Annotated in this window: 23 protein-coding genes and 1 tRNA gene; 6 read left to right on the top strand and 18 right to left on the bottom strand. The window is 70.9% G+C overall.

All coding sequences use genetic code 11. The features are described from left to right. Window positions 1-214: 214 nt before the first annotated feature. A tRNA-Gln gene (locus LXT23_RS03800) sits at window positions 215-286 on the bottom strand. Between the two features lie 357 nt (window positions 287-643). Here LXT23_RS03800 and LXT23_RS03795 point away from each other — a divergent pair. Beyond that, a complete protein-coding gene (locus tag LXT23_RS03795) occupies window positions 644-1,261 on the top strand; it encodes a hypothetical protein (RefSeq protein WP_253978684.1) in 618 nt (205 codons plus the stop codon). Between the two features lie 2 nt (window positions 1,262-1,263). Beyond that, on the top strand, window positions 1,264-2,106 hold the full coding sequence (locus LXT23_RS03790) for a hypothetical protein (RefSeq protein ID WP_253978683.1): 843 nt from the start codon (window positions 1,264-1,266) through the stop codon (window positions 2,104-2,106). A gap of 57 nt (window positions 2,107-2,163) precedes the next feature. On the opposite strand, the gene LXT23_RS03785 is transcribed toward LXT23_RS03790, so the two are convergent. The 5 genes from LXT23_RS03785 to LXT23_RS03765 all read right to left on the bottom strand — a co-directional run bounded on the left by LXT23_RS03785 (window position 2,164) and on the right by LXT23_RS03765 (window position 9,172). Next, a complete protein-coding gene (locus LXT23_RS03785) occupies window positions 2,164-3,144 on the bottom strand; it encodes a hypothetical protein (protein ID WP_253978682.1) in 981 nt (326 codons plus the stop codon). 280 nt (window positions 3,145-3,424) lie between these two features. Beyond that, on the bottom strand, window positions 3,425-4,171 hold the full coding sequence (gene blaPYX / locus LXT23_RS03780; protein ID WP_253978681.1) for a PYX family subclass B1 metallo-beta-lactamase: 747 nt from the start codon (window positions 4,169-4,171) through the stop codon (window positions 3,425-3,427). Between the two features lie 85 nt (window positions 4,172-4,256). Continuing rightward, window positions 4,257-5,822, bottom strand: coding sequence for a mucoidy inhibitor MuiA family protein (locus tag LXT23_RS03775; protein WP_253978680.1), 1,566 nt, complete (start codon window positions 5,820-5,822; stop codon window positions 4,257-4,259). Between the two features lie 10 nt (window positions 5,823-5,832). Then, window positions 5,833-8,037, bottom strand: coding sequence for a mucoidy inhibitor MuiA family protein (locus LXT23_RS03770; RefSeq protein WP_253978679.1), 2,205 nt, complete (start codon window positions 8,035-8,037; stop codon window positions 5,833-5,835). 88 nt (window positions 8,038-8,125) lie between these two features. Further along, window positions 8,126-9,172: an SDR family NAD(P)-dependent oxidoreductase gene (locus LXT23_RS03765; RefSeq protein ID WP_253978678.1), complete on the bottom strand. Its 1,047-nt coding sequence runs from the start codon at window positions 9,170-9,172 to the stop codon at window positions 8,126-8,128. Between the two features lie 370 nt (window positions 9,173-9,542). Here LXT23_RS03765 and LXT23_RS03760 point away from each other — a divergent pair, with 370 nt between their 5' ends. Then, window positions 9,543-10,130, top strand: coding sequence for a hypothetical protein (locus LXT23_RS03760; protein ID WP_253978677.1), 588 nt, complete (start codon window positions 9,543-9,545; stop codon window positions 10,128-10,130). Further along, entirely contained in the window at window positions 10,127-10,663 is a 537-nt protein-coding gene (locus LXT23_RS03755; RefSeq protein ID WP_253978676.1) for a hypothetical protein, read from the top strand. The genes LXT23_RS03760 and LXT23_RS03755 overlap by 4 nt, the downstream gene beginning before the upstream one ends. A gap of 6 nt (window positions 10,664-10,669) precedes the next feature. Here the strand turns inward: LXT23_RS03755 and LXT23_RS03750 are convergent, their stop codons facing one another. The 9 genes from LXT23_RS03750 to LXT23_RS03710 all read right to left on the bottom strand — a co-directional run bounded on the left by LXT23_RS03750 (window position 10,670) and on the right by LXT23_RS03710 (window position 22,002). Then, complete coding sequence (locus LXT23_RS03750; RefSeq protein ID WP_253978675.1) at window positions 10,670-11,545, bottom strand: CheR family methyltransferase; 876 nt, start codon at window positions 11,543-11,545, stop codon at window positions 10,670-10,672. 15 nt (window positions 11,546-11,560) lie between these two features. Next, window positions 11,561-12,118 (bottom strand): chemotaxis protein CheW, encoded by a 558-nt coding sequence (locus tag LXT23_RS03745; RefSeq protein WP_253978674.1) that lies wholly within the window; start codon window positions 12,116-12,118, stop codon window positions 11,561-11,563. A 16-nt stretch (window positions 12,119-12,134) separates the two neighbouring features. Further along, window positions 12,135-13,811 carry a methyl-accepting chemotaxis protein gene (locus tag LXT23_RS03740; RefSeq protein ID WP_253978673.1) on the bottom strand — a complete coding sequence of 559 codons (1,677 nt, stop codon included), beginning with the start codon at window positions 13,809-13,811 and terminating at the stop codon, window positions 12,135-12,137. Window positions 13,812-13,813: 2 nt separating this feature from the next. Beyond that, entirely contained in the window at window positions 13,814-15,568 is a 1,755-nt protein-coding gene (locus LXT23_RS03735; RefSeq protein WP_253978672.1) for a chemotaxis protein CheA, read from the bottom strand. A 430-nt stretch (window positions 15,569-15,998) separates the two neighbouring features. After that, a complete protein-coding gene (locus LXT23_RS03730; RefSeq protein ID WP_253978671.1) occupies window positions 15,999-16,664 on the bottom strand; it encodes a class I SAM-dependent DNA methyltransferase in 666 nt (221 codons plus the stop codon). Between the two features lie 10 nt (window positions 16,665-16,674). Then, complete coding sequence (locus LXT23_RS03725; protein ID WP_253978670.1) at window positions 16,675-17,313, bottom strand: zinc ribbon domain-containing protein; 639 nt, start codon at window positions 17,311-17,313, stop codon at window positions 16,675-16,677. Window positions 17,314-17,393: 80 nt separating this feature from the next. Continuing rightward, window positions 17,394-19,523, bottom strand: coding sequence for a glycogen debranching protein GlgX (gene glgX, locus LXT23_RS03720; protein ID WP_253978669.1), 2,130 nt, complete (start codon window positions 19,521-19,523; stop codon window positions 17,394-17,396). Between the two features lie 69 nt (window positions 19,524-19,592). Further along, window positions 19,593-20,864 carry a hypothetical protein gene (locus tag LXT23_RS03715; protein WP_253978668.1) on the bottom strand — a complete coding sequence of 424 codons (1,272 nt, stop codon included), beginning with the start codon at window positions 20,862-20,864 and terminating at the stop codon, window positions 19,593-19,595. 163 nt (window positions 20,865-21,027) lie between these two features. Further along, window positions 21,028-22,002, bottom strand: coding sequence for a hypothetical protein (locus LXT23_RS03710; protein WP_253978667.1), 975 nt, complete (start codon window positions 22,000-22,002; stop codon window positions 21,028-21,030). A gap of 102 nt (window positions 22,003-22,104) precedes the next feature. Between LXT23_RS03710 and LXT23_RS03705 the strand changes: the two genes are divergently transcribed. Continuing rightward, window positions 22,105-22,317 carry a hypothetical protein gene (locus tag LXT23_RS03705; RefSeq protein WP_253978666.1) on the top strand — a complete coding sequence of 71 codons (213 nt, stop codon included), beginning with the start codon at window positions 22,105-22,107 and terminating at the stop codon, window positions 22,315-22,317. A 106-nt stretch (window positions 22,318-22,423) separates the two neighbouring features. After that, a complete protein-coding gene (locus LXT23_RS03700) occupies window positions 22,424-23,524 on the top strand; it encodes an AAA family ATPase (protein ID WP_253978665.1) in 1,101 nt (366 codons plus the stop codon). Window positions 23,525-24,137: 613 nt separating this feature from the next. On the opposite strand, the gene LXT23_RS03695 is transcribed toward LXT23_RS03700, so the two are convergent. The 3 genes from LXT23_RS03695 to LXT23_RS03685 form a co-directional block, all read right to left on the bottom strand. After that, the gene (locus LXT23_RS03695; RefSeq protein ID WP_253978664.1) at window positions 24,138-24,692 is read right to left on the bottom strand and encodes a hypothetical protein; all 555 of its coding nucleotides are present in this window, start codon (window positions 24,690-24,692) and stop codon (window positions 24,138-24,140) included. A gap of 161 nt (window positions 24,693-24,853) precedes the next feature. Beyond that, the gene (locus LXT23_RS03690) at window positions 24,854-25,567 is read right to left on the bottom strand and encodes an MOSC domain-containing protein (protein WP_253978663.1); all 714 of its coding nucleotides are present in this window, start codon (window positions 25,565-25,567) and stop codon (window positions 24,854-24,856) included. 144 nt (window positions 25,568-25,711) lie between these two features. Next, window positions 25,712-26,227 (bottom strand): Erp protein, encoded by a 516-nt coding sequence (locus LXT23_RS03685; protein WP_253978662.1) that lies wholly within the window; start codon window positions 26,225-26,227, stop codon window positions 25,712-25,714.

The raw sequence follows: 26,227 nt of genomic DNA, 5'->3' as shown, positions 1-26,227 counted from the left end.
CCGACTGCGTGCCCGGTGCCGCTTCCGGCCGCTCCGCGCGGATGGGCCGGGCATGTCCACGGACGGCGGCAGGCGCTCCCGCTGACGGCGCGGGGTGGGCCTGTCGCCCTGGCGGACGGCCGGGCGTCATGGCGGGGAGGGTGGAGGTGGTGGGCCAGCGCTCACGTCAGCTTGCGAGCAGGGCTCCCTTTGGATGGCCGATTTGGCGAATCGGTTCAGAACGGGGGAGTCGAACCCCCAACCCCAAGATTCAGTGTCTTGTGCTCTTCCATTGAGCTAGTTCTGAGATGACCCAGACGTGGAGTCTCTCATTGGGCCTCGCGGCGACCCGGCCGGACGGCCCGATGTGAGGGAGCCACCGCGGGCAATGGACCCGGGGACACCCTGCCCGGTGCGCAAGCGCAGCGCGCCCACGCCCGGACCCGGGAGCCCGGGGACAGCCCCGTGACACCTCTGGATTCCGTCGGTTCGCAGGGACGCGGCGGTGGCGGAGGGCCTGACACGGTGGAGGTTCCGGCTCACGCTCTTGCTCGCGGGGGCTGGAGGCGTGCTGGAATGCGCGGGCCGGCGCACTGCATCGGGACCGGAGTTGGAGCGCGAGCGCCGGGGCAGCTCAGGTCACTCCCTGGGAGGAGCGGTGCCGATGCGTTCTCGAGTCTGGGTGGTTTCGCTCCTGTGCCTGCTCGCGTGCGCGGGCGGACCGGAGGCCGTGCGGGAGGAGCGTTCCGGTGAAGAGGCCAGCACCTTCGTGGAGGGTGATGACAGCCTCCACGGTGCATTTCTGCCGGAGCACTGGGAGCACCTCGTGTGGGGTGCCGGCGCAGACCCGCTCGAAGGCGCCGTTGCCACGCGGCCGCCGAGGCGCGGAGGAGGCGCGAGGCCCGTGCGTCAGGCTCCGCTCCTCGCTCCGGCACGGCCCACGCCGATGCAGTCCCAGCTCCGCGCGCAGCGGGCCGCGAATCAGGCGGTGGTGCTCCAGGCCAGGCAGACCTATTACCAGCGGCTCAAGGAGGCGCAGGCGAAGTACCCCAACAGCGCGGGATACGAGAACCACCACTTCATCCCCATGTATCTGGGCGGAACGAAGAACGGACAGACCTACCGACTGCCCACGGCGTACCACAAGGCCGTGACGCAGGCGTTCCGCCGAGAGATGGAATACGGTCAAGCTGAGCGGCCGTCTCCTGAGAGGCTCCAGAAGATTCTGGTCCGTGTCTATTCGCAGTACCCGATTCCCCAACTCATTGGCATCACTCCTTGACCATGCGACAGACCATCGAGTTCAGGATTGGAGAGGAAGACGCTCGGCGGCACCTTCCTCCAGACCTGGGAATGCCGCTGGGAGACAGCCTCCGCAAGATCGTGCTGCCCATCAACGATGGGCAGGTGCAGCGAATCGCGCAGCTTGATAGCGACTATCGCAAGAAGGACGACTGCTTTTTTACCTACTGGCACATCCACCGCAAATACACGGAGGAGGAACTCGAGTCAGCGGAGCTCTTGGACCTCGTCGTCCGCACGTACTTCGAGCCAACGGGCTCCATGTGCGGCACCGAGTACGATGAGTCCGTCGCGTGCAAGCACTGTGGCGCGGGTGCCCGTCAGACGGGCCCTCTCATCCTGAACACGACGCGCGTCTCCAAGAACAAGGACATCGCACAGACCATCGCGGGAGAGGTGATTGTGTCCTCCCGGTTCGTCGCCGCGTTCCAGGAGCATGGCCTGCGTGGCGCGGAGTTCCGCCCCGTGCTGCATCGGGGGCGCAATGCAACGCGGCCCTCAGAGTGGTACCAGCCCGTCTTCACCTCGAAGCCCCTGAAGCTGGATGCGAAGACAGTGGCAGGCAACAACCCGTTCGACCTCGATGCGCGCGACGAGCACCGCTGCCCGAAGGGGCACGTCGCAGGGCTCAACCAGATCTCCGAGCTGTACGTGAAGCGCGCCAGCCATGACGGCGGCGACCTGTGCATCACCGACAAGCTGTTCGGCGTCAGGCGTGGCGAACTGCGCCCCGAGCCCCGCTTGCTCATCTCCCCCAAGCTCCGCGACGTGCTAGCGGGGATGAACGCCAAGGGCTACGTGCTGGAGGTGGCCCACTTCGTCTGAGCTCCCTCCTCACCATTCCTGGTGAGGAGGGCTGTGCTAAGCCTGAAGCGACCGTGCCTACTCCGCCGCTGCGGGCGCTTCGGTGCCGGGCGGCGTGGGCGCCTTCGCGGTCTGCGGCAGCGGAGTCGCCAGGACGGACTGCACAGCAGGAGTGGACTCGCCAGGCTCCGGGGAGCTGCACGCCGCGGTCTCTGGCGTCCCAGTCGCGTCCTGCTTGCCCGCCGTGCTCGCGTGGACCCGCTTCGCCTGCGAGGGCAGCGGACACATCGGCAGCGGCGCACCGGACGTCGGCTTCGCGACCTTCGGCCCTCGCGATGCCGGTGTCCCCTGCGTCGCCGAGTCACCCCGTGACGTCGAGTCCCCTCGCGACCGCGAGTCCCCCTGCGCCAGCGAGTCACTCTGCGTGTTCGCTTTGCCCTCGCTGGTCGACGTGGACGTCGCCGTCGCTATCGCCGAGGGCGCTGGCTTCTTCGCCGCCTCGCCCAGCACCTCCGCCAGCCGGTTGTTGCTCTCGTGCATCTGGTCCCGCGCCCGCTCCATGCTGGCGTCGTGCTGCGTGCGGACCTTCTCGATGCTCGTCTGGTACTGGTCGCGCTCCTTCGCCAGGCTCGCCAGGTACTCCTCGCGCTCCTTCTCCGCGCTGGCCTTCAGCGCGTCCCGCTCCTTCGAGACCTCGCTCAGCTGCTGCTCCACCGAGCTCTTCTCGGCGTTCAGCACCGTCTCCGCTCGGGCCATGCACGCCCCGAGCACCTTCTCTTCCGGCTCGCGCTCGGGCAGCGGCTCACCCCGGTTCCAGGCCACCAGCGCGCTGCTCTGCCAGCGGTAGTCCGCGTGCATCACGCACTCCTGCACCAGCCGCGTCAGCCGGTCCTCCGACCACACCGGCGTCGGCCGTGCACAGGGCCCAATCTCCTCCTTCACCGTCGAGGGGAACGTGCGCACCTGACGGACCCAGCAGCCATGCCGCTGCTCCATCTTCGACGCCGTGCACCCGCCCAAAGCCATCGCAAGCACCGCCACCGCCGCCACCCGTTTCATGCCCCCTCCATCCCCAACCCGCCGGCCCGCGCTGACTCCGCGCAGGGTAGGGACGGTCAGATCGCCCGCCCATTCACGACGCCCCCACCGCCCACCCGCGATGTCCATGGACAGACGAACACCGGCAGGCAGGCGAGCATGGAGTGACCCACCTCGCGTGCGCTGCCCAACGTTCATGGCTGCCTGGTTGCCCTTCCCGACGCCGCTGCTTCCGCTCCCAGGGGCCTCCGCTTCCATGCGCGGAGACCCGAAGGCCGGTGTTGGGAACTTGTGGAGGAGTTCAGCGCAGCAGTGACTGCGTATGCGTCAGCAGCTCCAGCCCTCCAGGCGCCCCGTGCCCGGGCACCACCACCCTCGCCTCGGGGAAGCGCTGGCGCGTGCGGTCCAGGCTCGCCGGCCACGCCGCCACGTCCGCGTGCGACAGGTTGCCCAGGTCCTTCGCCTCGCCGTCCTTCACGAAGCAGCCGCCGAACAGCACCCCGCTCTCGCGGTGCCACACCACCACGTTGTCCCCCGCATGCCCCGCACCGGGGAAGAAGACCTCCACGGGCCCGACAGTTCCTTCCTGGGACACCGTGTGTGATGGCACGGGCTTTCCCGTCTCCGCCGCGAGCTTCACCGTCTCCGCCAGCGCGTACACCGGAATTCCCCCGGCCAGGAGCGCGGGCACGCCGCCCGTCCGGTCCAGGTGGAAGTGTGTCACCACGGCCGCGCGGACCGGACGCCGCAGGGTGTCCCGGGCCCACGCCACCAGCTGCTCGCCCTGCCGCGCATTCCAGCCCATGTCCACGAGGACCGTCCCCTCACCGTCCTCAATGACCAGCCCGTTCGCCGGGTAGCGCCCGAAGTCCTCCCCCGACAGCGTCGTGTGCAGCCACACGCCGGGCGCGAGCCGGCGGACCTGGATGTCTTCAGCCACCGTGTACTCGCTGGCCCCGGCGACAGCAGCACGGTCCGGTGTGGAGGCACACGCACCGCTGAAGACGAGCACGGCGCAGAGGAGGAGTCGGGGGAGGGGAGTCATCATCGGGGACCTCGGGAAAGAGAGACGCACGCCCGCGTCTCATGGGGAACGCGCCCGAATGCAAGCCACATGCGCGCCCCCACTCCCCCTACAGCCTCCCGGTGTCGTAGCTGGAGGGCGCGTCCACGTGGAAGACGAGGTCCACCTGGCGCTGCTCACCCGGGGCCAGCGCCACCTTCCACGTGACGATGCCGTCCGCCGCCGCGAGCGTGTAGCCGGCCGTGGACTCCGGCCCCAGCTCCACCTTCACGTCGCTCAGCTCGGACACGGGGATGTGCTCGGACAGCTCCACCGTCTCCTTGCGTCCGCGGAGGTTGTCGAGCTGGAAGCGGTAGACGTAGCGGAAGCGCTGCTTGCCGCCGAAGAGGCCCTTGGGGCGCTGCACCTCCTCCACCACCGTGCGCTTCACGCGCAGGCCCTCCTCCAGGCCGAACGTCAGCTCGAAGGGCGCGCCCTTCGCCACCCGTGCCAGCCGCTGGTGGCCCAGGAAGCCCGTGTTCCGGAAGACGCTGAGCGGGCCGGGCAGCAGCGGGAAGGGCGTGGTGTTGCCCAGGCGCGCCACGCGGAAGACCACCGGGTGCAGCTTGGGCACCGTGCGCCAGGAGAAGTCCGCCTTCAGCCGGTGCCGGCCCAGGCGCACCCGCACCGCCGTGCCGTCGCCGGGCACCCGCGTCGCCTCCTGCGCCTCCCACTGCACCGACAGCCCCTGGGACGCGACGCGCAGGCCCTGGCCCTCGGCCTCGGGGCCTTCCACGCCTCCTTCCGCGTGCTGCTGCTGCTCGTCCCGCCGCACCAGCACCTTGCGCTCCTTCGGCCTCTTCCACGCGGAGACGTACAGCGGCGCGACCTCCGGCGGCGTCGCGTCCTGGCGCGGCAGCGCGGTGGACAGGAAGAGCTTCGCGCCCGCCCAGTCCTCGCCCGTCGCCTGGCGCACCGTGGCCAGGGACGTCAGCTCCACGATGCCCGCGCCTTCCTCCGCCCGCGCCTCGTAGAGCGGCGTCCACGACGTGCCGCCCACCAGGTACGTCAGCTCCACGCGGACCTGCGCGCCCTCGGGGCAGGACAGGCGCACCTCCACGCGCTGCTCGCTGCGCTCTCCCAGCGTCTTCAGGCGCGTCAGCTCCGCGTCCACCTCCGCCTGCCGCTGCTGGAGCGCGCGCTGCTTCTCCGCCACGTCCCGCTCCTCCTTCACCGCGCGCAGGCGCACCGCCGTCGCCGAGTCGAAGGCCGAGGCCCAGGGCCGCGTGTCCTGCTTCGGCCCGGTGAGCTCGCCGGTGATGCGGGCCACGGCCACCTCCGTGAAGCCCTGGGACAGCCGCTCCAGCTCCTTCGCCTGCCGGGCGGCGGCATCCAGCACCACCTGCTCGCGGTCCAGCTCCAGGCCGCGGTCCTCCCACTTCTTTCGCTCGGGCTCCAGCGTCTCGGCCAGCGTCCGCGGCTCCGCGGTGAGCCCCTCCAGGGTGGCCCCGGTGGCGCGGGCGCGGAAGCTGTCCCGGGAGGCCGCCTGGGGCAGGTGGTCGAAGACGGCGGTGGTGGCGCCGCCGCACGTCACCGACTGCGCGCGAGTCACCTGCGCGCGGTCCGGATAGATGACGACAGAGGAGACCTGGGACGTGGTGGCGAGCGCGACGAGAGTCAAAGGCAACAGGGTCATGGCGGGGTCCTCACGGGCTCTGGGTCAGCTGCCAGTGCTGCGGGCGGCGCAGGGAGTACTCGAAGGAGACGGTCTTCTTGCTGGACGGCGGCACCACCAGGTCCCACTGCAGCTCGCCGGTCTTCTCGTCCTGGCGGGCGGCGGGCGCCGTGCGCACCAGCTTCACCTCCACCTTGCCGTCCTGGCTCAGCGGCCACTGGTCCACCACGCGCACCTGCATGGGGAAGGAGTACGGATTGGGCACCTCCAGCGTGACTTCGTAGGTGTTGAGGTCGTCCTTGGAGATGAAGCCCTCCTTGGACTGGACGATGCGGACGTTGCGCGCGGTGCGCACGGCGGGGTCCACGCCGAGCGGCAGCGTGAAGGGCTCGCCCGGGACGACGAGCTTGAGCAGGGCGGTGCCGGCCGGGTCCGCGCCGACGAAGAGCGAGGCCTCACCGCCGGGCAGCACGCCGCGCGACGGGCTCTTGAGCTGGGCCACGAGGAACGCATCCGTGGCGAGGGCCGGGAAGACGTGGCGCTCCACCTGCACGGGCCAGGACTCGATGAGCAGGGGCACCACGCGCTCGGACTCGCCGCTGCGCACCGTCTCCAGGCGCGGCGCGGTGAAGGCCAGGTCGTAGCCGCCCGCGAGCGAGGCCGGCAGGTCCGCGTCCAGCACCGGCGGCTGCCAGGCCGGCGGCGGCGAGAGCCCCACGTAGCTGTCCACGACGGGCTCGGGCGGCTCGGAGTAGCCGCCGTACCCGCCCGACGAGCCATGGAGCGAGATGCTCGTCTCCGTGGAGCTGCTCCCCACGTCGATGGAGGGCGGCGCGCCGGAAATCTCCACCACCTCGCCGAGGCTCTCCGGCAGCAGCTCCACGTTCACGCGGACGGTGCGGCGCGCTCGGAGCTGGATGTCGGAGCGGGCGTAGGGCTTGAACTGCTCCTTCTCGAACCGCAGCGTATAGATTCCGGCGGACAAGAACGGGACGCGGTAGTGGCCCTGGGCGTCCGACACCACGGTCTCCTCCCCCGCTATCGACGGAGAGGTCGCGGTGATGACGACGTCAGGCACCGGCTGCCGGCTCTGGGCATCGATGACGGTGCCCAGGAGGGTGCCGTCGCGGCTCCCGATGGTGCCGCCCCGGCTCTGGGCGGAGGAAGAAGGCTGCGCCTGGGCGTTCGCGGACTGCGGCGCGGACGGCCTGGCGGCCACCGGCTGCTGTTCCGGCCCCGGCTCCGGTTGCTGCGCGGGCTTGCCGGCGCGGGCCAGGAGCTGCTTGCGCAGCTCGAACTCCAGGTCCGGCGCGGGCGTGCGCGGGGGCAGCGGCGGGGGCGGGCTGGTGAGCTCCTCCTGGCGCCGCGGCTCCGGGATGAAGCGCTCGGTGGTGCCGAGCTTCCAGGTGGCGAGCCTGGGCAGCTCGGTGGCGTTGGACGGCAGGGCGGTGCTCAGCGTGAGCTTCGCGCGCTCCCAGTCCTCGCCCGTGTCCTGGCTGACGCGGCCGGAGAAGGCCACCTGCACGCGCTGCTGCTCCGGCTGGAGCTGGAGCTCGTAGCGCGGGTACCAGCGGACGCGCTGGGCAATGAGGTACGAGAGCCGCACCGTCGTCGGCCCGGTGCCGGTCAGGGAGACGGCCACCTCGATGCCGGGCTTGCGCGGCAGCTCGCCCAGGCGGGCGGCGTCGTCGAGCCGACGCGTGCGCTCGTCCTTCATCGCGAGGACCCGGTCCTCCAGCTCGAGCATCCGCGCCTCCAGCTTCGCGGCGGTGTCGACGAGGAAGGAGGCCGAGGCACCCCAGGTGGCCGGGGCCACGGAGGACGTCCTCGCATCCGTGCCGTTGCTGACATCTGGCGGCACCGGCTGGACCCGGCGGAGCGCGGCGAGCTGCAGCGCGAGGGCCGCGCGCTCGGCCTCCACGCGGGCGATGGTGTCATCCAGCCCGTCCAGCGTGGCGAGCAGCTTCGTCGCCTCCTGCCGAGGGAAGGGCGGCGCGCTGGCGGGCCGCACGTCCACGGAGGAGACCTCCGCGCCCTGCGCTTCGACGCGGATGGACTCCGGGTCCACGAGGTCCGGCAGCCGGGGCAGCTCCACCCGCTGGGTGCCGGAGAGGGTGAGGGTGGCGGTCCGCACCACGCGGGCCCTGTCGCTGTAGACCGTCACAGCGGTGATGGGCGCATCAGCGGTGGCGTGCAGGACGCTCGACGCCACCAGTCCGAGTCCGAGGAGGAGCATGGCGCCAAGCTATCCAGCGCGATGCTCACGCATCTTCATGGGCTCATCATGAAGCAGGCATCAATGGCGCATCCCTCGCTGGGAGCCTTCAGGCCTGGGAAGGCAGGTAGCGCCGCTCGTCCTCGCGCGCCGCGGCCGCCAGCGTGTGGACCCGCGCGTCCTGGCTGGTTGCCACCACCTCGTGGCCCGGGCGCATCTTCGATGTCTCGCCGAGGGCGCCCTGGGGCGGCTGCCAGCGCTCCAGCAGGGCCATGAAGCCCGTCATGAGGTTCGGCGACACCCCCTGCACCCGCGCCCCGAGCCAGGAGATGGCGGAGATGGTCCGCTCCCGGTCCCCGTGCTCGGCGGCGTCCACGACGGCGCGCGCCGTGCGGTCTGCGGTCGTCGTCGCCAGCCGGGAGGTCAGCACCCGGGTGAACCAGAGGAACTCCTCTTCCGCGGACCCGTTGAAGTGGACGTTCAGCGGCGCGCCGTTGCGCAGCGGAGGAGGCGTGAGGGTGCTGACCCGGATGCCTTCACGCTCCAGCTCGATGGCGAGCGTCTCCGACCAGCCCGTCAGCGCGTGCTTGCCGGCGGTGTACGCCGCCTGGTGCGCCACGGGCAGCTTGCCGGCGATGGAGGTGATGTTGACGATGCGCCCGAAGCGGCGTGAGCGCATGTGCGGCAGGACGGCCATCGTCGGGTGGAACTGCACCCAGAAGATGCCGCGCAGGGCCTTCTCGACAGTCTCGGCCTCCAGCTGGGACGCGGGCCCCGCGAAGCACTGGCCGGCGTTGTTCACCAGCACGTCGATGGTGCCGAAGCGCGCGAGGACCTGCTCGACGAAGGCGCGGACCTGCTGCGCGTCGGTGGCGTCACAGGGCGCGCCGAACACGTCGGCCCCCTCGCTCCGGAGCGCTTCCACCGCCCGTTCCACCGAGCCCCCGTCACGGCCGCAGATGGCCAGCCTGCAGCCCCGCTGGAGGAACGCGCGGGCAATGGCGAACCCCAGCCCCCGGGCGCCCCCCGTCACCACCACCACGCGCCCCTTCAGGTCGATGCGCCGGGCCCGCCGCGCCGCGGCCGACAGGAGCAGTCCCGCTCCCGCCGCCAGTCCCAGCGTGCGTGCCACACGTGATGCCGGATGCCTCGCCATGGGTGCTCCCTTCCTCACGCTCGGGGCGTCGGGGCTGCTCCCATGACGCCTGCCCGGGCCCGGGGCGCCCAACGCTTTGAAAAAGTAGGAAGCCTCTCCGTCGAGGACCACGCCGTGCCTGGATACAGGGCGCTCGGCCCGTGCACGTCTGCTCCCCTGGCGGCCTTACCGCCGCTCCGACGGCCGCACCCTGACTCCCAGGTCCTGCGCCTTGTCTCGCGCTGACACGGAAGTCGCGGTTTACGGCTCGTTTGTGCCCCTCTGGCTCTGGAGCTTTACTGGCACATGGCTTGCCTTGGGGGCGGCCGGACTCCGGGCGTGGCCAGAGGGCGCCTGGAAGGAATGTTCGTTCCAGGTGAGGAATCGACTCATGGCTGCACCCGCAACGCCGTTGCAGAGGTTCCCGAGACTCCGCGCCCGGGCCGCCCAGCTCGTGCTCGTGGTGGCCTGTCTGGGCACCGTGGCCACGTCCCAGCCCCGCACCGATGAGGTCGTGGCCGAGTTCACGGGCGCGCCCGTGCAGGTGACGACGGGGACCCGGAAGGTGACACGCCAGCTCGTGGTCCGGGCCTTGATGTCGGAGGACCCGGAGGAGCCCGTGCTCGGCTGGGTGACGCTGGAAGCCACCGCGCGCTGGACGCCCACGGACCCCACCCGCACGGAGCGGCCCTGGCTGCAGGGGCGGATTGGCGATTCGGAGCGCTCCGGTGCCGCCGAGCAGGTCGTCCTCGAGCCGGGCGGGGCGTCGTCCGTCATGAGGCGGATCAATGCCAGTCTGGACGAATGCCTGCCCGGGGGCGCGAAGTCGTGTGGATGGAACATGACGGTCGACTTCGAGCTGCAGCCGGGAGTCGGTGAGGGCACCGTCGACGTGGAGTGGAAGGTCGTGGCTAATGTGTTCATCGAGGGCACCAGCGACATGCCGAAGGGCTTCCGGGTGGAGGTCGCCGAGCCATGAGGCACGCCTGGTTGCTGGGAAGTCTCGCGCTGCTGACCGCCTGCGGTGGGAACGTCTTCGCCCAGGCCGAGCTCGACATCCAGACCGCCCGCCTCACCGCGGAGGCGCCTCGGTTCGAGCAGCGCTTCCAGCTGAGCGTCCACCCGAAGAAGGGCGAGAAGGTGGAGTTCGGCCCGGTGAGCGGGTGGTGCAGGATGGAGGCGCTCCGGTGGCAGGCGCCGGAGGGAGAGACGGCGGCCGCACCGCCCTGGTTCCGGTTCCGGCTCGTGGACGAGCGTGACGGCAGCATCCAGGAGGAGACCGTGGTGCTGCTCGGCGCGGAGACGGCCCCGGCCACCTATGACCATGGCATCTTCAGTGCCTGTGACAAGGACATCCGGAGCTGTGAGGGCACCTTCCGGCTGGAGCTGGAGCGCCAGGTGCCGCCCGCGGGCGGGGTGGTGGAGGTGGACTGGAAGATGAGCACGGAGGCGCTCGTCTCCGAGTACGAGGACGACGAGCTCGACGTCCGCCTCACGCTGCTCGAGCCGTGAGCGGCGTCAGGCGCCCCGCCGGGAGGTGCTGGAGGCCCGTGGCGTGTACACGTTCGCGCTCACGGGTCTCACGTCGGCGTCGACGCCAATCAGGCTCTCCGCGTGGCCGAGGAAGAAGTAGCCCGTCGCCGGCAGGCGCTGGAACATCCCGGAGATGACGCGGCTGCGGGCCTCCGCGCCGAAGTAGATGAGCACGTTGCGGCAGAAGACGAGGTCGAAGGGGCCCTGGGGCCACTCGCCCGGGGAGTTCAGGTTGACGCGGGCGAAGCGCATCATCCCGCGCAGCTCCGGTCCGGCCTTCATCAGCCCCTCCTGGCTGCGCACGCCCTTGAGCATGAAGGCCTTGAGCAGCGGCGGGGGGATGGTGGCGGCGCGGTCCAGGCTCCACAGGCCCTGCTCGCAGCGCTGCACCGCCCAGGTGGACAGGTCCGTGGCGACGATTTCCAGGCTCCAGCCGGAGCCCTTGGGGAACGCCTCCAGCAGGCACATGGCGAGTGAGTAGGGCTCCTCGCCGGTGGAGCAGGCCGCGCTCCAGACGCGCAGCGTCCGGGGCCTCCGGCCGGCGGCGCCCTCGGCGGCCCACTCCGGGAGGATGCGCTGCCGCAGCAGCTCGAAGTGCTGGGGCTCGCGGAAGAAGGACGTCTCGTGCGTGCAGAGGCTGTCGAGCATCCGCACCTTCTCCGCCTCGTGCCCCCGCTCGGTGACGTAGTGATAGTAGGCGCCGAAAGAGGGCAGCCCCAGCTCCCGCAGGCGGCGAGTGAGCCGGTTGGCCACCAGCGCGTCCTTGGCGGCGGAGAGATGGATTCCGGTCTCCTTCTCCACCAGGGCCTGGAACAGCGCCAGCTCCCGCTGGGAGAGCCGAGGTGCCGGGGGGGACGTCATGGCCAGCACTCCTGCTCAGCCTTTCATCGGCGCCTCCGCCGCGGGCTCGGCGGGAGGCGTGGCGGGCAGCTCCAGGGCGGAGGACTCGGCGGCGACCGTCGCCAGGCTGAGCAGCTCCGCCACCGACAGCAGCCGGTCCAGGTCCAGCAGCATGATGAACTTGTCGTTCTGCCGGCCCATGCCCAGCAGGAAGTCCAGCCGCACGCGGGTGCCGAAGGCGGGGGGCGCCTCGATGTCGTCCACCCCCAGCTCCAGCACCTCGCTCACCGAGTCCGTCAGCAATCCGATGGCGGTCTGCTGGCCGTCGAGCGACGCCTCGACGATGACGAAGCAGGACCAGCGCGTCACCGGCCGGGGGGGCAGGCCGAACTTCACGGCCAGGTCCACCACCGGCACCACGCTGCCGCGCAGGTTGATGACGCCCTGCACGGCGGGAGGCATGCCGGGGACGCGGGTGATGGGGCAGTGCTCGATGATTTCGCGCACGCGCAGGATGCCCACGGCGTACTCCTCGCCCGCGATGACGAAGCTGAGGTAGCTGGAGCGTGCGGCCTTCTCGTTGGGGGCGCTCATGGGGGCGGACCTCGTCCTAGAAGCGCTGGAAGTCCTGGCTGGAGCCGGGGGCCTCCGGCACTCCAGCCTTCGCCGGGCCGGGCAGCGGGACCTGGGCCGCCGCGTGCAGCGCGCGCATGGGGGAGGGGAGCGGACGGTGCGCCGCTGCCCGGGGCCGGGGGCCGGGGGTGCCGTACTCGCCGCCGTCCCCGAGCCGGAAGAAGGTCATCATCTGCAGGAGCGACTCGGCCTGGGACGCCATCTCCTCGGCCGTGGACGACAGCTCCTCCGCCGCGGAGGCGTTGCGCTGGGTGACCTGGTCCACCTGCATCATCGCCCGGTTCATCTGCGACACGCCGATGGCCTGCTCCTTGGACACGGTGGTCACCTGCTGCACCAGCGACGCCGTCCGGTGGATGGAGGGCACCAGGTCCGTGAGCAGCTGCCCGCTGCGCTCCGCCACGCGCACGCTGGAGGTGGCCAGGCCGCCAATCTCCTTCGCGGCCTTCTGGCTGCGCTCGGCCAGCTTGCGCACCTCGGTGGCGACCACGGAGAAGCCCCGGCCGTGCTCCCCGGCGCGCGCGGCCTCCACGGCCGCGTTCAGCGCGAGCAGGTTCGTCTGGTAGGCAATCTCCTCGACGATGGAGATGCGCTCGGCGATGGCGTTCATCGCGGAGACGGTCTCCTTCACCGCGCGCCCGCTCTCCTCGGCGTCGCGGGCGCCCTTGAGGGCCATCTGCTCCATCTCCCGGCTGTGCTCGGCGTTCTGGCTGATGGTGGTGTTGAGCTGCTCCAGGCTGGCGGTGGTCTCCTCCACGGAGGCCGCCTGGGTGCTGGTGCCCTGGGACAGCCCCTGGGCGGCGGAGGCCACCTGGGTGGAGGCGGAGGACAGCGAGCCCGCCGCGCCGCGCACCTCGCTGATGACGCCGGACAGGCGCTGAATCATGTCCCGCATGCCGGTGAGCATCTGCCCCGTCTCGTCCTTGCCCCGGGTGGTGATGACGGCGGTGAGGTCACCGGCGGTGAGCTGGCCCGTCACCTGCACGGCCTCGCCCAGCGGGCGGACGATGCTGCGGGTGAGGAGGAACGACAGCAGCGCCGCCAGCACCGCTCCGAGGATGCCTCCGCCGATGAGCGTCTGGTAGAGCGACTCGGTCATCGCGTCGGTGTCCTTGAGGCGCTGGGTGAGGAGCTTGGACTCCTCGTTCGCCACCTCGTTGAGCACCGCGCGGATGCGGTCCGCCGCCTGCTTGCCGCGAGCGGTCTGCTCCACCGCGATGAGCTGGGCGAGCTCCCCGCGGCCCGAGTTGACGTCGCGCCGCTGGGCGATGAGGGGCTCCAGGTGCTGGCTCAGCCACTGCTGGAGCAAGTCCCTCGCCTCCTGGAGCCGCTCCTGCTGCTGGCGGCTCTCGGTGGTCAGCTCGCGGAGCTGGTTGAGGTTCTGGACGAAGCTGACGCGGGCCGAAGCGTAGGGCTCGAGGAACTTCTCGTCGCCGGTGATGACGAAGCCGCGCTGGCCCGTCTCCAGGTCGGCCATGTCTCCCTCGAGGGTGCGCACGGCAATCATCACCTGGTGGCTCTCGGTGTCCGCGATGCTCGCCACGCCGACCCGGTTCAGGGTCGAGTAGGCCGACACCACGAGGCCGATGATGATGGCCACCATGGTGCCGAAGGCCAGTAGCAGCTTGCGTGTGATGCTCAGGTTCTCGAACATGCTCACTCCGTCCTGCGTTGTTCCTGATACCGGGAGGCCGCTGGCTCCACCGGCGACTCCAGGGGGGTGATGTACCCGGGCGCCTCGGCGGCCCGGCGGACGGCCCGGCGCACCAGCGTGGGGGTGTCCAGGATGAGGCCCACGCGGCCGTCCCCGAGGATGGTGGACCCGGAGATGCCCGGGGTGTCCTGGAAGAGCCGGCCCAGCGGGCGGATGACACGCTGGCCTTCACCCTGGAGCTCGTCCACCGCGAGGCCCACGACGCCGTCGGGGTGGCGGAGGACCACCACGTTCTCCCGGGCGGGCGCGGTGCCGCCCAGCCCCAGCACGTGGCGCAGGCGCAGGTAGGGCAGCGCCTGGCCCCGCAGGGACATCACCCCGGCCTCTTCGCCGGCACTGGCGCCCGGGGGCAGCTCGATGCACTCCTGCACCAGCTCGATGGGGACCACGTAGACCTGGTCACCCACGCCCATGGCGAAACCCTGGATGACGGCGAGGGTGAGCGGCAGGCGCAGCGTCACCGTGGTGCCGCGGCCTTCCTGGCTGCACAGCGCCACGGTGCCTCGAAGGGCCTCGATGTCGCGGCGGACGACGTCCATGCCCACGCCGCGGCCGGACAGCTCCGTCACCGCGTGCGCGGTGGAGAAGCCGGGCTCGAAGAGCAGCTGGTCCACCTCCTCGTCCCGCAGGCGCTCCGGGGCGGCCACCAGGCCGTACTCCCTCGCCCGCTCGCGCACCCGCTCGCGCTGGATGCCGCGGCCGTCGTCGGACAGCTCGACGACGACGTTGCCCCCGTCGTGGAAGGCGCGCAGGCGCAGGTGGCCGCAGCCGTCCTTGCCGGCGGCCCGCCGCTCCTCGGGCGTCTCGATGCCGTGGTCCAGCGCGTTGCGCAGCAGGTGGAGCAGCGGCTCGCGCACCGCCTCCAGGACCGCGGTGTCCATCTCCACGTCCTCGCCCTCCAGCTCCAGCAGGGCGAGCTTGCCCTGGGAGCGGGCGAGGTCCCGGACGGTGCGCAGGTGGTGCCGGAACAGCGGCCCCACGGGGACCATCCGCACCTTCATGACCTGGTCCTGCAGGTCCAGGAAGAGCTGGTCCATCTCGCGCTGCTGGGCGACGGCGTCCTCCCAGCTCGCGCCGGAGGACTCGGCCTCCATGAGGAAGCGCGTCATGCGGCCCCGGGCGATGGACAGCTCGGCGGTGAGGGTGACGATGCGGTCCAGCCGCTCCACGTCCATGCGCACGGAGCGGCCCCGCGTCGAGGCGCGGACCTCCAGCCGGGGCAGCTCCTCCGCGGAGTCCAGGGCGAGCGGGAAGTCGGGGCGGGATGCCGGGGCACCCGGGGCTTGCCCCGTGGCGCCGAACGCGCGCAGCTTCTCGAGCTGGGCCAGGTGGGCCGGGCCGAGCTGGTCCACGCCGGCCAGCGCCGCGCGAGTCAGCTCGCGCAGGTGGTCCACCGAGCCCAGCAGCAGGGAGACGAGCGGCTCGCTCACGGAAAGCCGCCGCTCTCGCAGGGCCTGCAGCAGGTCCTCGGCGCCGTGGACGTAGTCCGTCAGGGCCTGGAAGCCCAGCGAGCTCGCGCTGCCCTTGAGGGTGTGGGCCACCCGGAAGAGGGCCTGGAGCCGCTCGTCGCCGGGGTCCGCCTCCAGCGCGATGAGCGCCTGCTCCATGGCGCAGAGCAGCTCCTCCGCCTCGTCGGCGAAGATGCCGAGCACCTGCTGCCACTCCGTGCCGAGTCCCGGCGGTGGACCCGAGCTCATGGGCGGACCTGGGTGGGAGAGAGGGGCGTCACCCCGTGCCGGGGCCCCGGGGCGCGAGCTTCCACGGGACTGCTCTTCAGGTGCGAGGTCATACGCGGCGGGCAGGGGCGCTACGGAGCTCCGGACACGACGCCGCGGCCGCGCGGGTGCGAGTGCATCCGCGAGGGGGACGGCCAGGCGCGTGAGGGAGTGTCACAAACCGGACGCGACGTATCTCAAAGCGAATGAGGAATTGCAAACCAACCGTCTGTCCTTGCCTGGTCGCGCAAGGCGTCTGGGGCGGGTGTGACATGAGCCGAAACGGACCCGTGGTGAGTGGCTTCCAACTCGGCGCTCGGACGCATGTCTGGTCAGCTCGTCCCTCCGTGGGGGCGACCGGGTTCATGTAATTACAATGAAAGTGATTCAGGGTTGCTGCAGATGATTCATGTCAGGGATTGGAGACAGGCTGGCGCTCCACGTCCCACCAGCCGAACCACATGGTCCGCTGCTCCGTGAGGTGGACCCAGCCGGGCGCGTGGACGTAGGCGCGGGGCAAGAGGCCCGCGCCCGTCACCGCCCGGGCGGTCTCCTCGAAGGAGTAGAGGTGCAGCGTCACCGCCGGGCCCGCCGTCTGGACTTCGCGCATGGGCGCCTCGTGGCCTTCGAGCCCGGGGCGCCGCTCCAGCACGGTGAAGAGCAGCCGGCCGCCGGGCTCCAGCGCCGCGGCGAGGTGGCCCAGTACGCGCGGCAGGTCCTCGCAGAAGTCCAGGCAGCCGATGGCCAGCGCGACGTGGAAGCGGCCCCACTCGGGAGGAAGCGGCTGGTGGTAGCTGTGCGGGTGCCAGTGGCCGTGGGGCCGGGCCTGCCGGGCCAGGGCGAGCATCTCCGCTGACAGGTCCGTCCCGGTGACGTCCACGGAGGCATCCAGGCCTCGCGTGTGCAGGCCGGGGCCGCAGCCCACGTCGAGGACGCGGCAGCCGGGCGTCACGGCCTCCGCGAGGAAGCGCTCCACCCGGTCCTCGTAGCGATGCAGCGCGGGGAAGAGCGCCTCGTAGGCCGGCGCGATTTCACCGTAGACCCGCCGCACTCCGTCTTCCTGCGCGTCCCGGGACATGGGCGCGCGCTCAGCCGCTCCGGGGCGTGCCGCACTCCGGGCAGAACTTCGCGCGCTCCGGAATCTCCGTGCCGCACTTGCCGCAGCCCACCTTCTGCGCCGTCAGCGGCTTGCCGCACTCCCCGCAGAACTTCCCGCCCTCCACCTTCGCGCTGCAGTGTGGACAGGCCGCCATCCGCGTCGCCTTCACGTCGAGCGACGCCACCTGGTCCACCTGGCGCACCTTCTCGCGCGCCTGCTCCACCGCCACGTGCGCCTGGATGGAGGCCGCCTCCTCCGCGAGGTCCGGCGCGCAGGCCTCACACAGCCCGCGCGTCTCGTTCCAGCAGGACCTGGGACACACCCACTTGCCGCACCGGGTGCAGTTCTTGAAGTGCTGCTTCCCCGCGTCCACCGCCTCCGCGTACGCGTCGTCCCAGCCCTGGCCGCGCAGCGCGTCCTTCAGGTGCGTGCCCGCATGGGCCGCCCGGCCAATCGTCCCGCCGAAGAACGAGCCCGCCGCGCGCAGCAGCCCCGTGGCCACGCCCACCTTGCTGGCGATGAACGGCGACATGTGCCCGTTGCCGCACTTGTCGCAGAAGAACTCGAACTGGAAGCCGTAGTCGTTCGAGCGGTCCGTGTAGTTCCGGGTGAACTGAATCATCGACATGCCGCGTGTGCCCCCTTGGCAACACGCGGCATGTTAACACGGCCCACCGTGTGTCTCACCCGGCGGCCGTGCCCCTTCGCTCAGCCCTCCACCTGGCGGAACACCGCCAGCGAGCGGCCGATGAGCTCGAACTTCCCGCTCGCCGGCACCGGCTCTTCCTCCCGGTCGTCATCCGCCGTGTAGAGCGCCAGCTCCCAGTGGTGTCCCGCCGCCGCGGGCGGCACCTTGAAGGACACCGGCTCGTGGTGCGCGTTGAGCAGGATGAGCAGCGCGTCGCCGATGATGCGCTGCCCGCGCTCGTCCGGCGTGGGGATGGCGTCGCCTCCCAGCAGGAACGCCAGCGAGCGCACGAAGGGCTTCTGCCAGTCCTCCGCCCGCATCTCCGCGCCATCCGGCTGGAACCAGGTCAGGTCCTTGTGCTGCGAGTCCCACAGGTGCGCGCCCTTGAAGAAGCGGCGCCGCTGCAGCACCGGCTGCTGGTGCCGGAGCTGGATGAGCTTGCGCGTGAAGGCCAGCAGCTTCTGCCGCCGCTCGTCCAGGTTCCAGTCCACCCAGGACAGCTCGTTGTCCTGGCAGTACGCGTTGTTGTTGCCCCCCTGTGTGCGGCCCATCTCGTCGCCGCCGACAATCATCGGGATGCCGGTGGACAGGAAGAGCGACGCCAGGAGGTTGCGCTTCTGCCGCTCGCGCAGGGCGATGATTTCCGCGTTGTCCGTCTCACCCTCGACGCCGCAGTTCCAGGACTGGTTGTCGTCCGCGCCGTCGCGGTTGTGCTCGCCGTTCGCCTCGTTGTGCTTCTGGCTGTACGTCACCAGGTCGTGCAGCGTGAAGCCGTCGTGCGCGGTGACGAAGTTGATGCTCGCCTGCGGCTTGCGCCGCGCCTCCGCGTACAGGTCCGCGTTGCCCGTCAGGCGGTAGCCCATCTCGCTCGCGAGGTTCTCATCCCCCTTCCAGTACCGGCGCAGCGCGTCCCGGTACTTGCCGTTCCACTCGCGCCACGGCGCGGGGAAGCCACCCACCTGGTAGCCGCCGAGCCCCACGTCCCACGGCTCCGCAATCAGCTTCGTGCGCGCCAGCACCGGGTCCTGGTGGATGATCTGGAAGAGCGCCGCCTGCTGCTCGAAGCCGCCCTCACCGGTGCGCCCGAGCACCGTGGCCAGGTCGAAGCGGAACCCGTCCACGTGCATCTCGTTCACCCAGTAGCGCAGGCTGTCGACGATGAGCCGCGCCGCCTGCGGGTTGGACGCGTTGACGCTGTTGCCGCACCCGGTGAAGTCCAGGTAGTGACGCTTCTCCGGCATGAGCCAGTAGTAGCTCGCGTTGTCGATGCCCTTGAGCGACAGCGTGGGCCCCAGGTGGTTGCCCTCGCAGGTGTGGTTGTAGACGACGTCGAGGATGACCTCGATGCCGGCCGCGTGCAGGTCCCTCACCATGGCCTTGAACTCGGCCACGGCGGCGCCGGGCGTCTTGCGGCTGGCGTAGTACTGCTCCGGCGCGAAGTAGCCCAGGGTGTTGTAGCCCCAGAAGTTCGACAGCTTCTTGTCGTTGAGGAACGAGTCGTCCGCGAAGGCGTGCACCGGGAGCAGCTCCACGGTGGTGACGCCCAGCGCCTTCAGGTGGTCGATGACGGCGGGGGTGCCCAGGCCGGCGTAGGTGCCGCGCAGGTGCTCGGGCACGCCGGGGTGGCGCATGGTGAGGCCGCGCACGTGGGCCTCGTAGATGACCGTCTTGCGCCAGGGCACGTCCGGGCGCCGGTCATTGCCCCAGTCGAAGAAGTCGCTCACCACCACGCACTTGGGCATGCCGGCCGCGCTGTCCCGCTCGTCGCGCGCCAGGTCTTGCTGCGGGTTGCCCAGCGGGTAGCCGAAGACGGGCTGGCGCCAGTCCACGTCGCCGTAGAGCGCCTTGGCGTACGGGTCCACCAGCAGCTTGTGGGGGTTGCAGCGGTGGCCCTGTGTGGGCTCGTAGGGGCCGTGTACGCGCAGGCCGTAGAGGGTTCCCGGCTCCAGGCCCGGCACGTAGCCGTGGCGGACCAGGTCCGTCGACTCCGGCAGGTCGAACCGTTCGATTTCCTTCGTTGGATTGGCGGGGTCGAAGATGCAGACCTCGATGCGCGTGGCCACCGAGGAGTAGACGGCGAAGTTCACTCCCGTGCCATCGAACGTGGCGCCACGCGGCCAGGGCTTGCCCGGCCAGACCTCCCTGCTCATACAGGCTCTCGATTCCTCTAAGGGAAAATGCCCGCTGAATGTGGGAGTGCCCTCACGGGCCGGCAAGCGTCATGCGGCGGCAGCGTGGTCCAGTGAGCGCCAGGTCCCCAGCGCCCAGTCCTGCTCGTCCGGGTCGTCGAAGCTCACCACGCAGAGGGCCCGCCGCCTGCCGGAGCTGCACAGGGCCGTCAGCCGGCACTCGCCCGGCTCCACATGGAGTGAAGCCCGGCCGGTGACGCGCTCGCCCCGGTGCTCCAGCTCCATGGCGCGGCGCTCGGCGGTGGTGGGGGCCAGGCTCTCCTCCGCGCCGTCCTCCAGGGGGACGAAGCGCACGCTGCGGCGGTGGTCTCTGGCCACCCAGGTGCCGTCCTGCAGGTGCGCCTCCGCGAGCGAGCCGGGGATGCGAATCTCCCAGCCCTCCGGCAGCGCCACCTGCACCGCGCCGCGCCGGTAGCCGATGGACGGCCCTCGCGAGGCCCCGGCCGCGTGGCGGTGGACCTCCTCCGCCAGCGTGCCGCCGATGCCCAGGTAGCCGAGCACCTCCTGCCACTCGCGCCAGGGGTAGGGCAGCGTGGGGTCCTCGCGCCAGGCCAGCTCCAGCAGGCGGGCCACGTCGCGGAACAGGCGCCGCTCCTCCTCCAGCAGGGGCGGGCGCCACACCACGTCCGTCCACATGCGGCACAGCGCGCGGCTCAGCCGCGTGCGCGCCTGCAGGCCCGGCTTCCACCAGGGGAACACGTCCATGCCCCGGCGCGGGTCCTCGTACGCGTCGCGCAGCCACCGCTCGTCGCGAGGCCCCAGCGGCGTCAGCAGCGCGCCCGGGTGCTCGAAGGTGTGGCCGAAGCGCATGGACAGGCCGAAGCCGGACTCGCCCAGCCGGCGCATGCGCAGCACCTGCGCCACGGACTCCTGGAGCGAGGCCAGCATGTAGACCTCCACCGGCCCCGCGTCACCCGTGTGGAAGTAGCCCGTCGGGTCGCCGACGCCGGCGGCCTCGTCCTCGGGCGCCCAGGTGATGCCGAGTGTGTCACCCAGGGCCTTCAGCATGTCGCAGAGGAAGACGTGGTAGCCGGGGCCCACCGCGGACGTCTCGGCGGAGATGACCAGGCGCGAGCCCGTGGCGGCCAGGATGGAGACCTCTCCGGCGGCGGGGTGCAGGCGCAGCCGGAGCAGGGGCGCACCTTGAGGTCCGATGCCGGGGCGGGCGCTCTCCAGCAGCTCGCCGGCGTGCTCCTGGACCCAGGCCTCGACCTGCTCCAGCCAGTCCTGGGACTCCTCGAAGGGAGAGAAGAGGTGTCCGCCCACTCCACGCCGGCCGGCCAGCAGTAGCTTCACACTCATTCCGCCCCACCCGTGTTCACGCTGCGGTTCCCCTCTCTCGATAGCGTGTCTCACCTGCAAGGTGCCACCCACGCACAGTGGCGGCGATGTCGCCGGGCGATGCGGGCGAGGTGGCGTGCGCCTGCCCGCCCGGGTGCTCACAGGCACGCGCGGAGGCTGGGGCTCACGGCCTGGGGGTGCGCTGGAAGGCCCTGGCGGCCGTCTTGAAGTGCCCCAGGTACGTGGCGCGGTCAGCGCCTCCCACGCGGCCCTGGAGCAGGTAGTAGCCCTGCGCGTCCACCAGCATCACCTGGTAGAGGGTGAAGTCCCGGCCGGTGGCGGGGTCCTTCGCGGAGGCCACCAGCTCGTGCCCCGTCAGGCCGTCCACCGTGAGCGGCGCGCCGGACTCGACGGTGAGGGCCTCCGCGGCCGCGGTCTGCTTCAGCCTCGCGAGGGAGAAGGCCTCCACGTCCTCGCTCGCGGCCGTGGCGCCCAGGGACGGGGCGACGATGAGGAACGGCTCGTCGCCCGGCTTCCCCGGCAGGGTGCCATCGCGGGTGTAGATGATGGCGCCCTGCAGGCGCTGGGCTTCCTTCAGCCCGGGGGTCTCCTTCAGCGTGAAGAGGGCGGGCGCGGCGGTGGGGGCGGCGTCGCGGTCCCAGCGCGTGGAGAGCACGGCGGCCTGCATGGGCCGGCCCAGCGCCTTCGTGTCCTCCTCGCGGTACGTGGCGGTGACCACCAGCGTGGCGGACGCGTCACCGAGCACCACCAGCCACTTGAGGAAGTCGACGCCGGAGGCGGACTGCGCCACGTGGAGCAGCAGCCCCTTGTGGCCGTTCACCTTCACCTGCTTCTTCGAGAGCAGCTTCATGCCACGCGAGGTGAGGCCCTCGGCGGTGAAGCCGGTGGTGACCTCCGTGTACGGGCCGGGCAGCTCCGTCACCATGAGGGAGGCGCCCGTCTCCTCCTGCTGGAAGCCGCTGAAGCGCGTGGCCTCCGTGAAGCCCTCGGGCGGGGTGAGCGAGACGCGGGTGCCCTTCACCTGCGTGGGCGAGGCCTTCCGCTGCGAGGGCTGCCGTGCGAGCGCGGGCGGGATGTGGAGCAAGCCGCAGGCCAGCAGGAACTTCAGCGCGAGGAGGAGTCGGGAGGGGAGCTTCATCCCGCGGACCCTGCCAAGCCCCGAGCGGCCGTTCAAGCAGGCGTTGGCGCGGCGGGTGCCCGGGGACTGGAGGGCACCCAGCTTTGAGGGAAGGAGGTAGCCATGAGCAAGAAGGACGTGCTGCACATTCCACCGGAGGCCTTCCCCACCGCGCCCGACCGGAGCGCGGACACCGAAGAGCACCCGCACCACCACGGCCCTCCGCCACTGCAACCGGATGGCGGGCCTGGCAACAACCCGGGTTCTGGCGGTGACTCGCACATCATCGAGCCCGTGGGGACGCCGCGTTCCTACCCGGGCGTCAGCGTGAGCTGAGCGAAGCCTCGTCCCGCCCGCGCGATGCGTGTCCTCGTGGGCGGGAACGGGGGTATAAGCAGCCGCGCAGGCGCCGATGGTGATTCCACGGGGCCTGGAGGGCTGAATGCTCGAGCGAATCTTTGTCGACAATTTCCGATGCTTCGTCAACTTCGAGTGGAGGCCTGGCCGGCTCGCGCTGCTGCTCGGCGAGAATGGCTCGGGGAAGTCGACACTCGGCCGACTGCTATGGTTCGTACGGTCGCTCGTGGTCAATGAGGTCGAAGTGCGCCAGTGGTTTTCCGGTGGCTCGCTGACCCGATGGGACCAACGCCTGGAGCAGCGGATCGAGCTGGATGTCCGCCTTCCGGAGGGCATCTACCAGTACGAGCTCGTCGTGGAGCACGATTCCGACGAGCCGCAGCGTGCCCAGGTCAAGCGCGAGGCACTTCGTTGTGCGGGTACGTCGCTGATGACCTTCGATGAGGGGGTGCTGCAACTCCACGACGATGATGGACGCGCGGGGCCGGCCTTCCCGGCTCATAGGAGTCGTTCCGGGCTCGGTGCCGTCGCGGCGAGCAGGAGCAACAAGAAGCTGATGGCCTTCAAGCGCTGGTTGGATGAAGACGTCTGGTTCTTCAAGCCAGACCCACGGGCCATGAAGGAAAGAACCGATGAGGGCGCTGATGTGCTGGTGCCCGACCTCGGGAACTTCTCGTCGTGGTACCCGCGGAGCATCGCTCAGGACCTTGAGGTCGCGTTCCGGGTCAGGGATTCGCTCGCCCATGTCTTTCCCGGCTTTGAAACCCTGGGAGTCGACAAGGTCCGCCCGAAGCTGCAAGCCCGGTTCAAGACGGGAAAGGGTGCGTCCTACGCCGTCGACTTCAGAGAGCTCTCAGACGGTCAGCGTGCGTTGATTGCGCTCTACGTCCTCCGCCATGCGATTCTCAAGCCAGGGCGTCTGGTCATCTTCGATGAGCCGGACAACTATGTCGCGCTGAGGGAAATCCAGCCGTGGCTGATGGAAGTCATCGACGTCACGCTGTCGTCCGACGGTCCTCAGGTCTGGTTCGTCAGCCACCATCCCGAGTTGCTGAACCGCCTGGCGCCGTCGTACGGCATGCGGCTCTTCCGGCATGAGGACGGCCCCGTTCGCCTCGAGCCATTCAAGGGGGTTCCTGGATTGACTCCCGCGGAAACCATCGAGCGCGAGTGGGCTGATGGGTAACGGCGTCCAGTACGTCGTCCTTTGCGAGGATTTGCAGTCCCAGGTCTTCATCCGAAGGGCGCTCATCCGGCATGGAGTTGATTCCCGGCGCATCCAGCTCGTTGCCTTGCCTTCGTTGGAAGGGGGCGCGGGGGATGCATATGTTGCCAGACACTACCCGAAGCAGGTGGAGGCGCATCGGAGCCGCGCATCGCGTACGCAGGCCGCACTCATCGTCCACATGGACGCGGACCCAGCGAACACAGTGGCCGCGAGGATGAGCTACCTGGAGCAGGCGCTGCGCGATGAAGGCATGCCCCTCCGCGGCGGCAATGAGCGGATTTCCCACCTCGTGCCGAAGCGGAACATCGAAACGTGGATTCGCTTCTATTTGGAGGGGGGACCTGTCGACGAAGGCACGGAGTACCCCAAATATAGTGGCCGCGAGAGCGACTGCTGGCCTGCCGCCGAGCGCTTCTCGAATGATGCGGCGAGAGGCTCCGTGCCCCCGAATCGGCCTCCGTCCCTCGAAGTGGGTCTTTCGGAGTTCAGTCGCAGCCTGTAATGGCGATGCCCACGCGGCAGGCCGCGCGGGCACCGTCCACTGCTTCATGGGGTCAGGTCAGGGGGACGGCTAGTTCTTCTGGCCGCCGGTCTCCGGGACGGAGGCGCCGCTGCCCGTGTCGGACTTCTCCGGCTCCGTCATGCCCGTGCCGCTGCCGCCCGTGCCCGGGTCCAGCGTGGTGTCGTCGCTGGTGTCCGTGCCCATGTCGCTGCCGGTGCCCGTGCCCGTGCCCGCGCCGCCCGTGCCCGGGTCCATGGTGCCCGTGTCAGGGGCCGGGTCCATGGACGGGTCGTCCTCCATGCCCGTGCCGGTGCCCGTGCCGCCCGTGCCCGGGTCCATGCTGCCGCCCGTCTCGGGGCTCATCGTCGGGTCATCCATGCCCGTGCCGCCCGTGCCCGGGTCCGTGGTGGTGCCGGTGCCCGTGCCCGCCGGGTCGGTTCCCGTTCCCGTGCCGGAGGTGTCACCCCCCATGGTGCCGGTGCCCGTCGTGTCTCCGCCTGTCGTCGTCCCCGTCGTGGGCTCTTCCTTCGTGGCGCCCGAGTCCGACTTACAGGCGGTACCGAAGACGAGGAAGCCGGCGGACAGGGACGCGAGAACGACCTTGGTCTTGAGGAACTTCTTCATGTGGATTCTCCCAGTGAGGGTCTGGCTGCTGCTGGCTGCTGCTGGTCGGGAACCTGAGCAGCCAGATTCCGGCGTGCAGGGGCCGCTCCTCTGGCTGCCTGCTCTTCGGCCGTCACTGGGAACAAGACCTGGGGGCCCACTTGCCAGGTAGTGGGTGTCGCTCAGTCAGCGGAGTTGGGGCCCACGAGCCTGGGGCGGTCATCCCCGCGGGTGCCCTGGGCACGGCGGCGCAGCGAATCGCGCCAGCCCGGCGTCAGCAGGGGGCACTCCGCCAGCGCGGCCGCCGCGTCGGGTGCGTGCCCGTGCATGGCGTGGTTGGCGAAGGCGACGGTGAAGGCGGGGAAGGGGCGCTCGAGCAGCTCCAGGACGTCGCCCTGGCGCACGGGGCCCTCTTCCAGCACGCGGAGGTACCAGCCGGTGCGGCCCGTCTGCTGGAGCAGCAGGGACAGCTCCTTGCGGCCCCAGCGGCGGGCGGGCTTCCAGCACGGCTGGCGCGGCTGCGACACCTGCACGCGCGCGCCGCCCACGCGCAGCACGTCACCGATGCAGGCGCTGTCCTCCGCGCCGCCGGAGAGCACGAAGTTCTCTCCGAAGGCCCCGGGGCCCACGTCGGGGCGCTCCAGCCGCTCGCGCCAGAAGGCGTAGTGCGCCTCCGCGTAGGCGAGCACGGCCTTCTCCGGGCCGCCGTGCACCTTCACGTCGGCCTGGCCGTCTCCGGCCAGCCCCGTGCGCGACAGCCACACCGGGCCGTCCACCGGCTGCTTGAAGATGCCGCTCGTCCAGGGCCGCTCCAGGGGCTCGGTGGCACCGGGCGTGCCGAGCTCACGGGGCAGGCCCACGTGCAGCGAGAGAAGGTGGGGCGTGGTGGCATCCATCGCCCGCCGGACAAAGCAGGCACGGGGCCCGGTGTCCAGCGGCGCACGGAGGGCACAGCTTCACGGGCCCTGCCTGATGGAGACCCGCGCAGACAGACAGGGAGCCACCGGCGAGGCGGCTCCCCATCCCTGTCACGCCATCGGCTAGAAGCCGGTGCCGCCGTCGAGCACGGCGCCGCCGCTGGGCGGCTGGAACGTGCTGGACGAGCCGCTGGGGTTCGGATTCAGGCCCGAGCCGCCCATGCCCACGCCCGCGTCCGCGCCGGACAGCCCCGTGGAGCCGGTGCCCGTGCCGGAGCCGCCCAGGCCCGTCCCCGGCGCCGTGGTGGTGCCCGGCGGCGTGGTGTACCCGGGCGACGTGGTGACCGTACCCGGTGACGCGGTGGTGCCCGTCGAGGTGCCCGGAGCCGTCGTGGTGCCCGGAGCCGTCGTGGTGCCCGGCGCCGTCGTCGTGGTGCCCGGCGCCGTCGTCGTGGTGCCGGGCGCCGTCGTCGTGGTGCCCGTCGAGGTGCCGGCGCCTCCCGTCCCGGGCTGACCCGTGCTGGGAGTCGCCTGTGCCAGCTGCACCGGTGCCTCCGTCGCGCTGCAGGCCGAGCCCAGCGCCAGGGTGCCCACCAGCGCACCCGCCCACAGCCAACCCGCCTTCGTGTGCTTCGCCAT

It is taken from the genome of Pyxidicoccus xibeiensis, assembly GCF_024198175.1.
Classification (GTDB): Bacteria; Myxococcota; Myxococcia; order Myxococcales; family Myxococcaceae; genus Myxococcus; species Myxococcus xibeiensis.
This window is presented reverse-complemented; position numbering and strand designations above follow the sequence as displayed.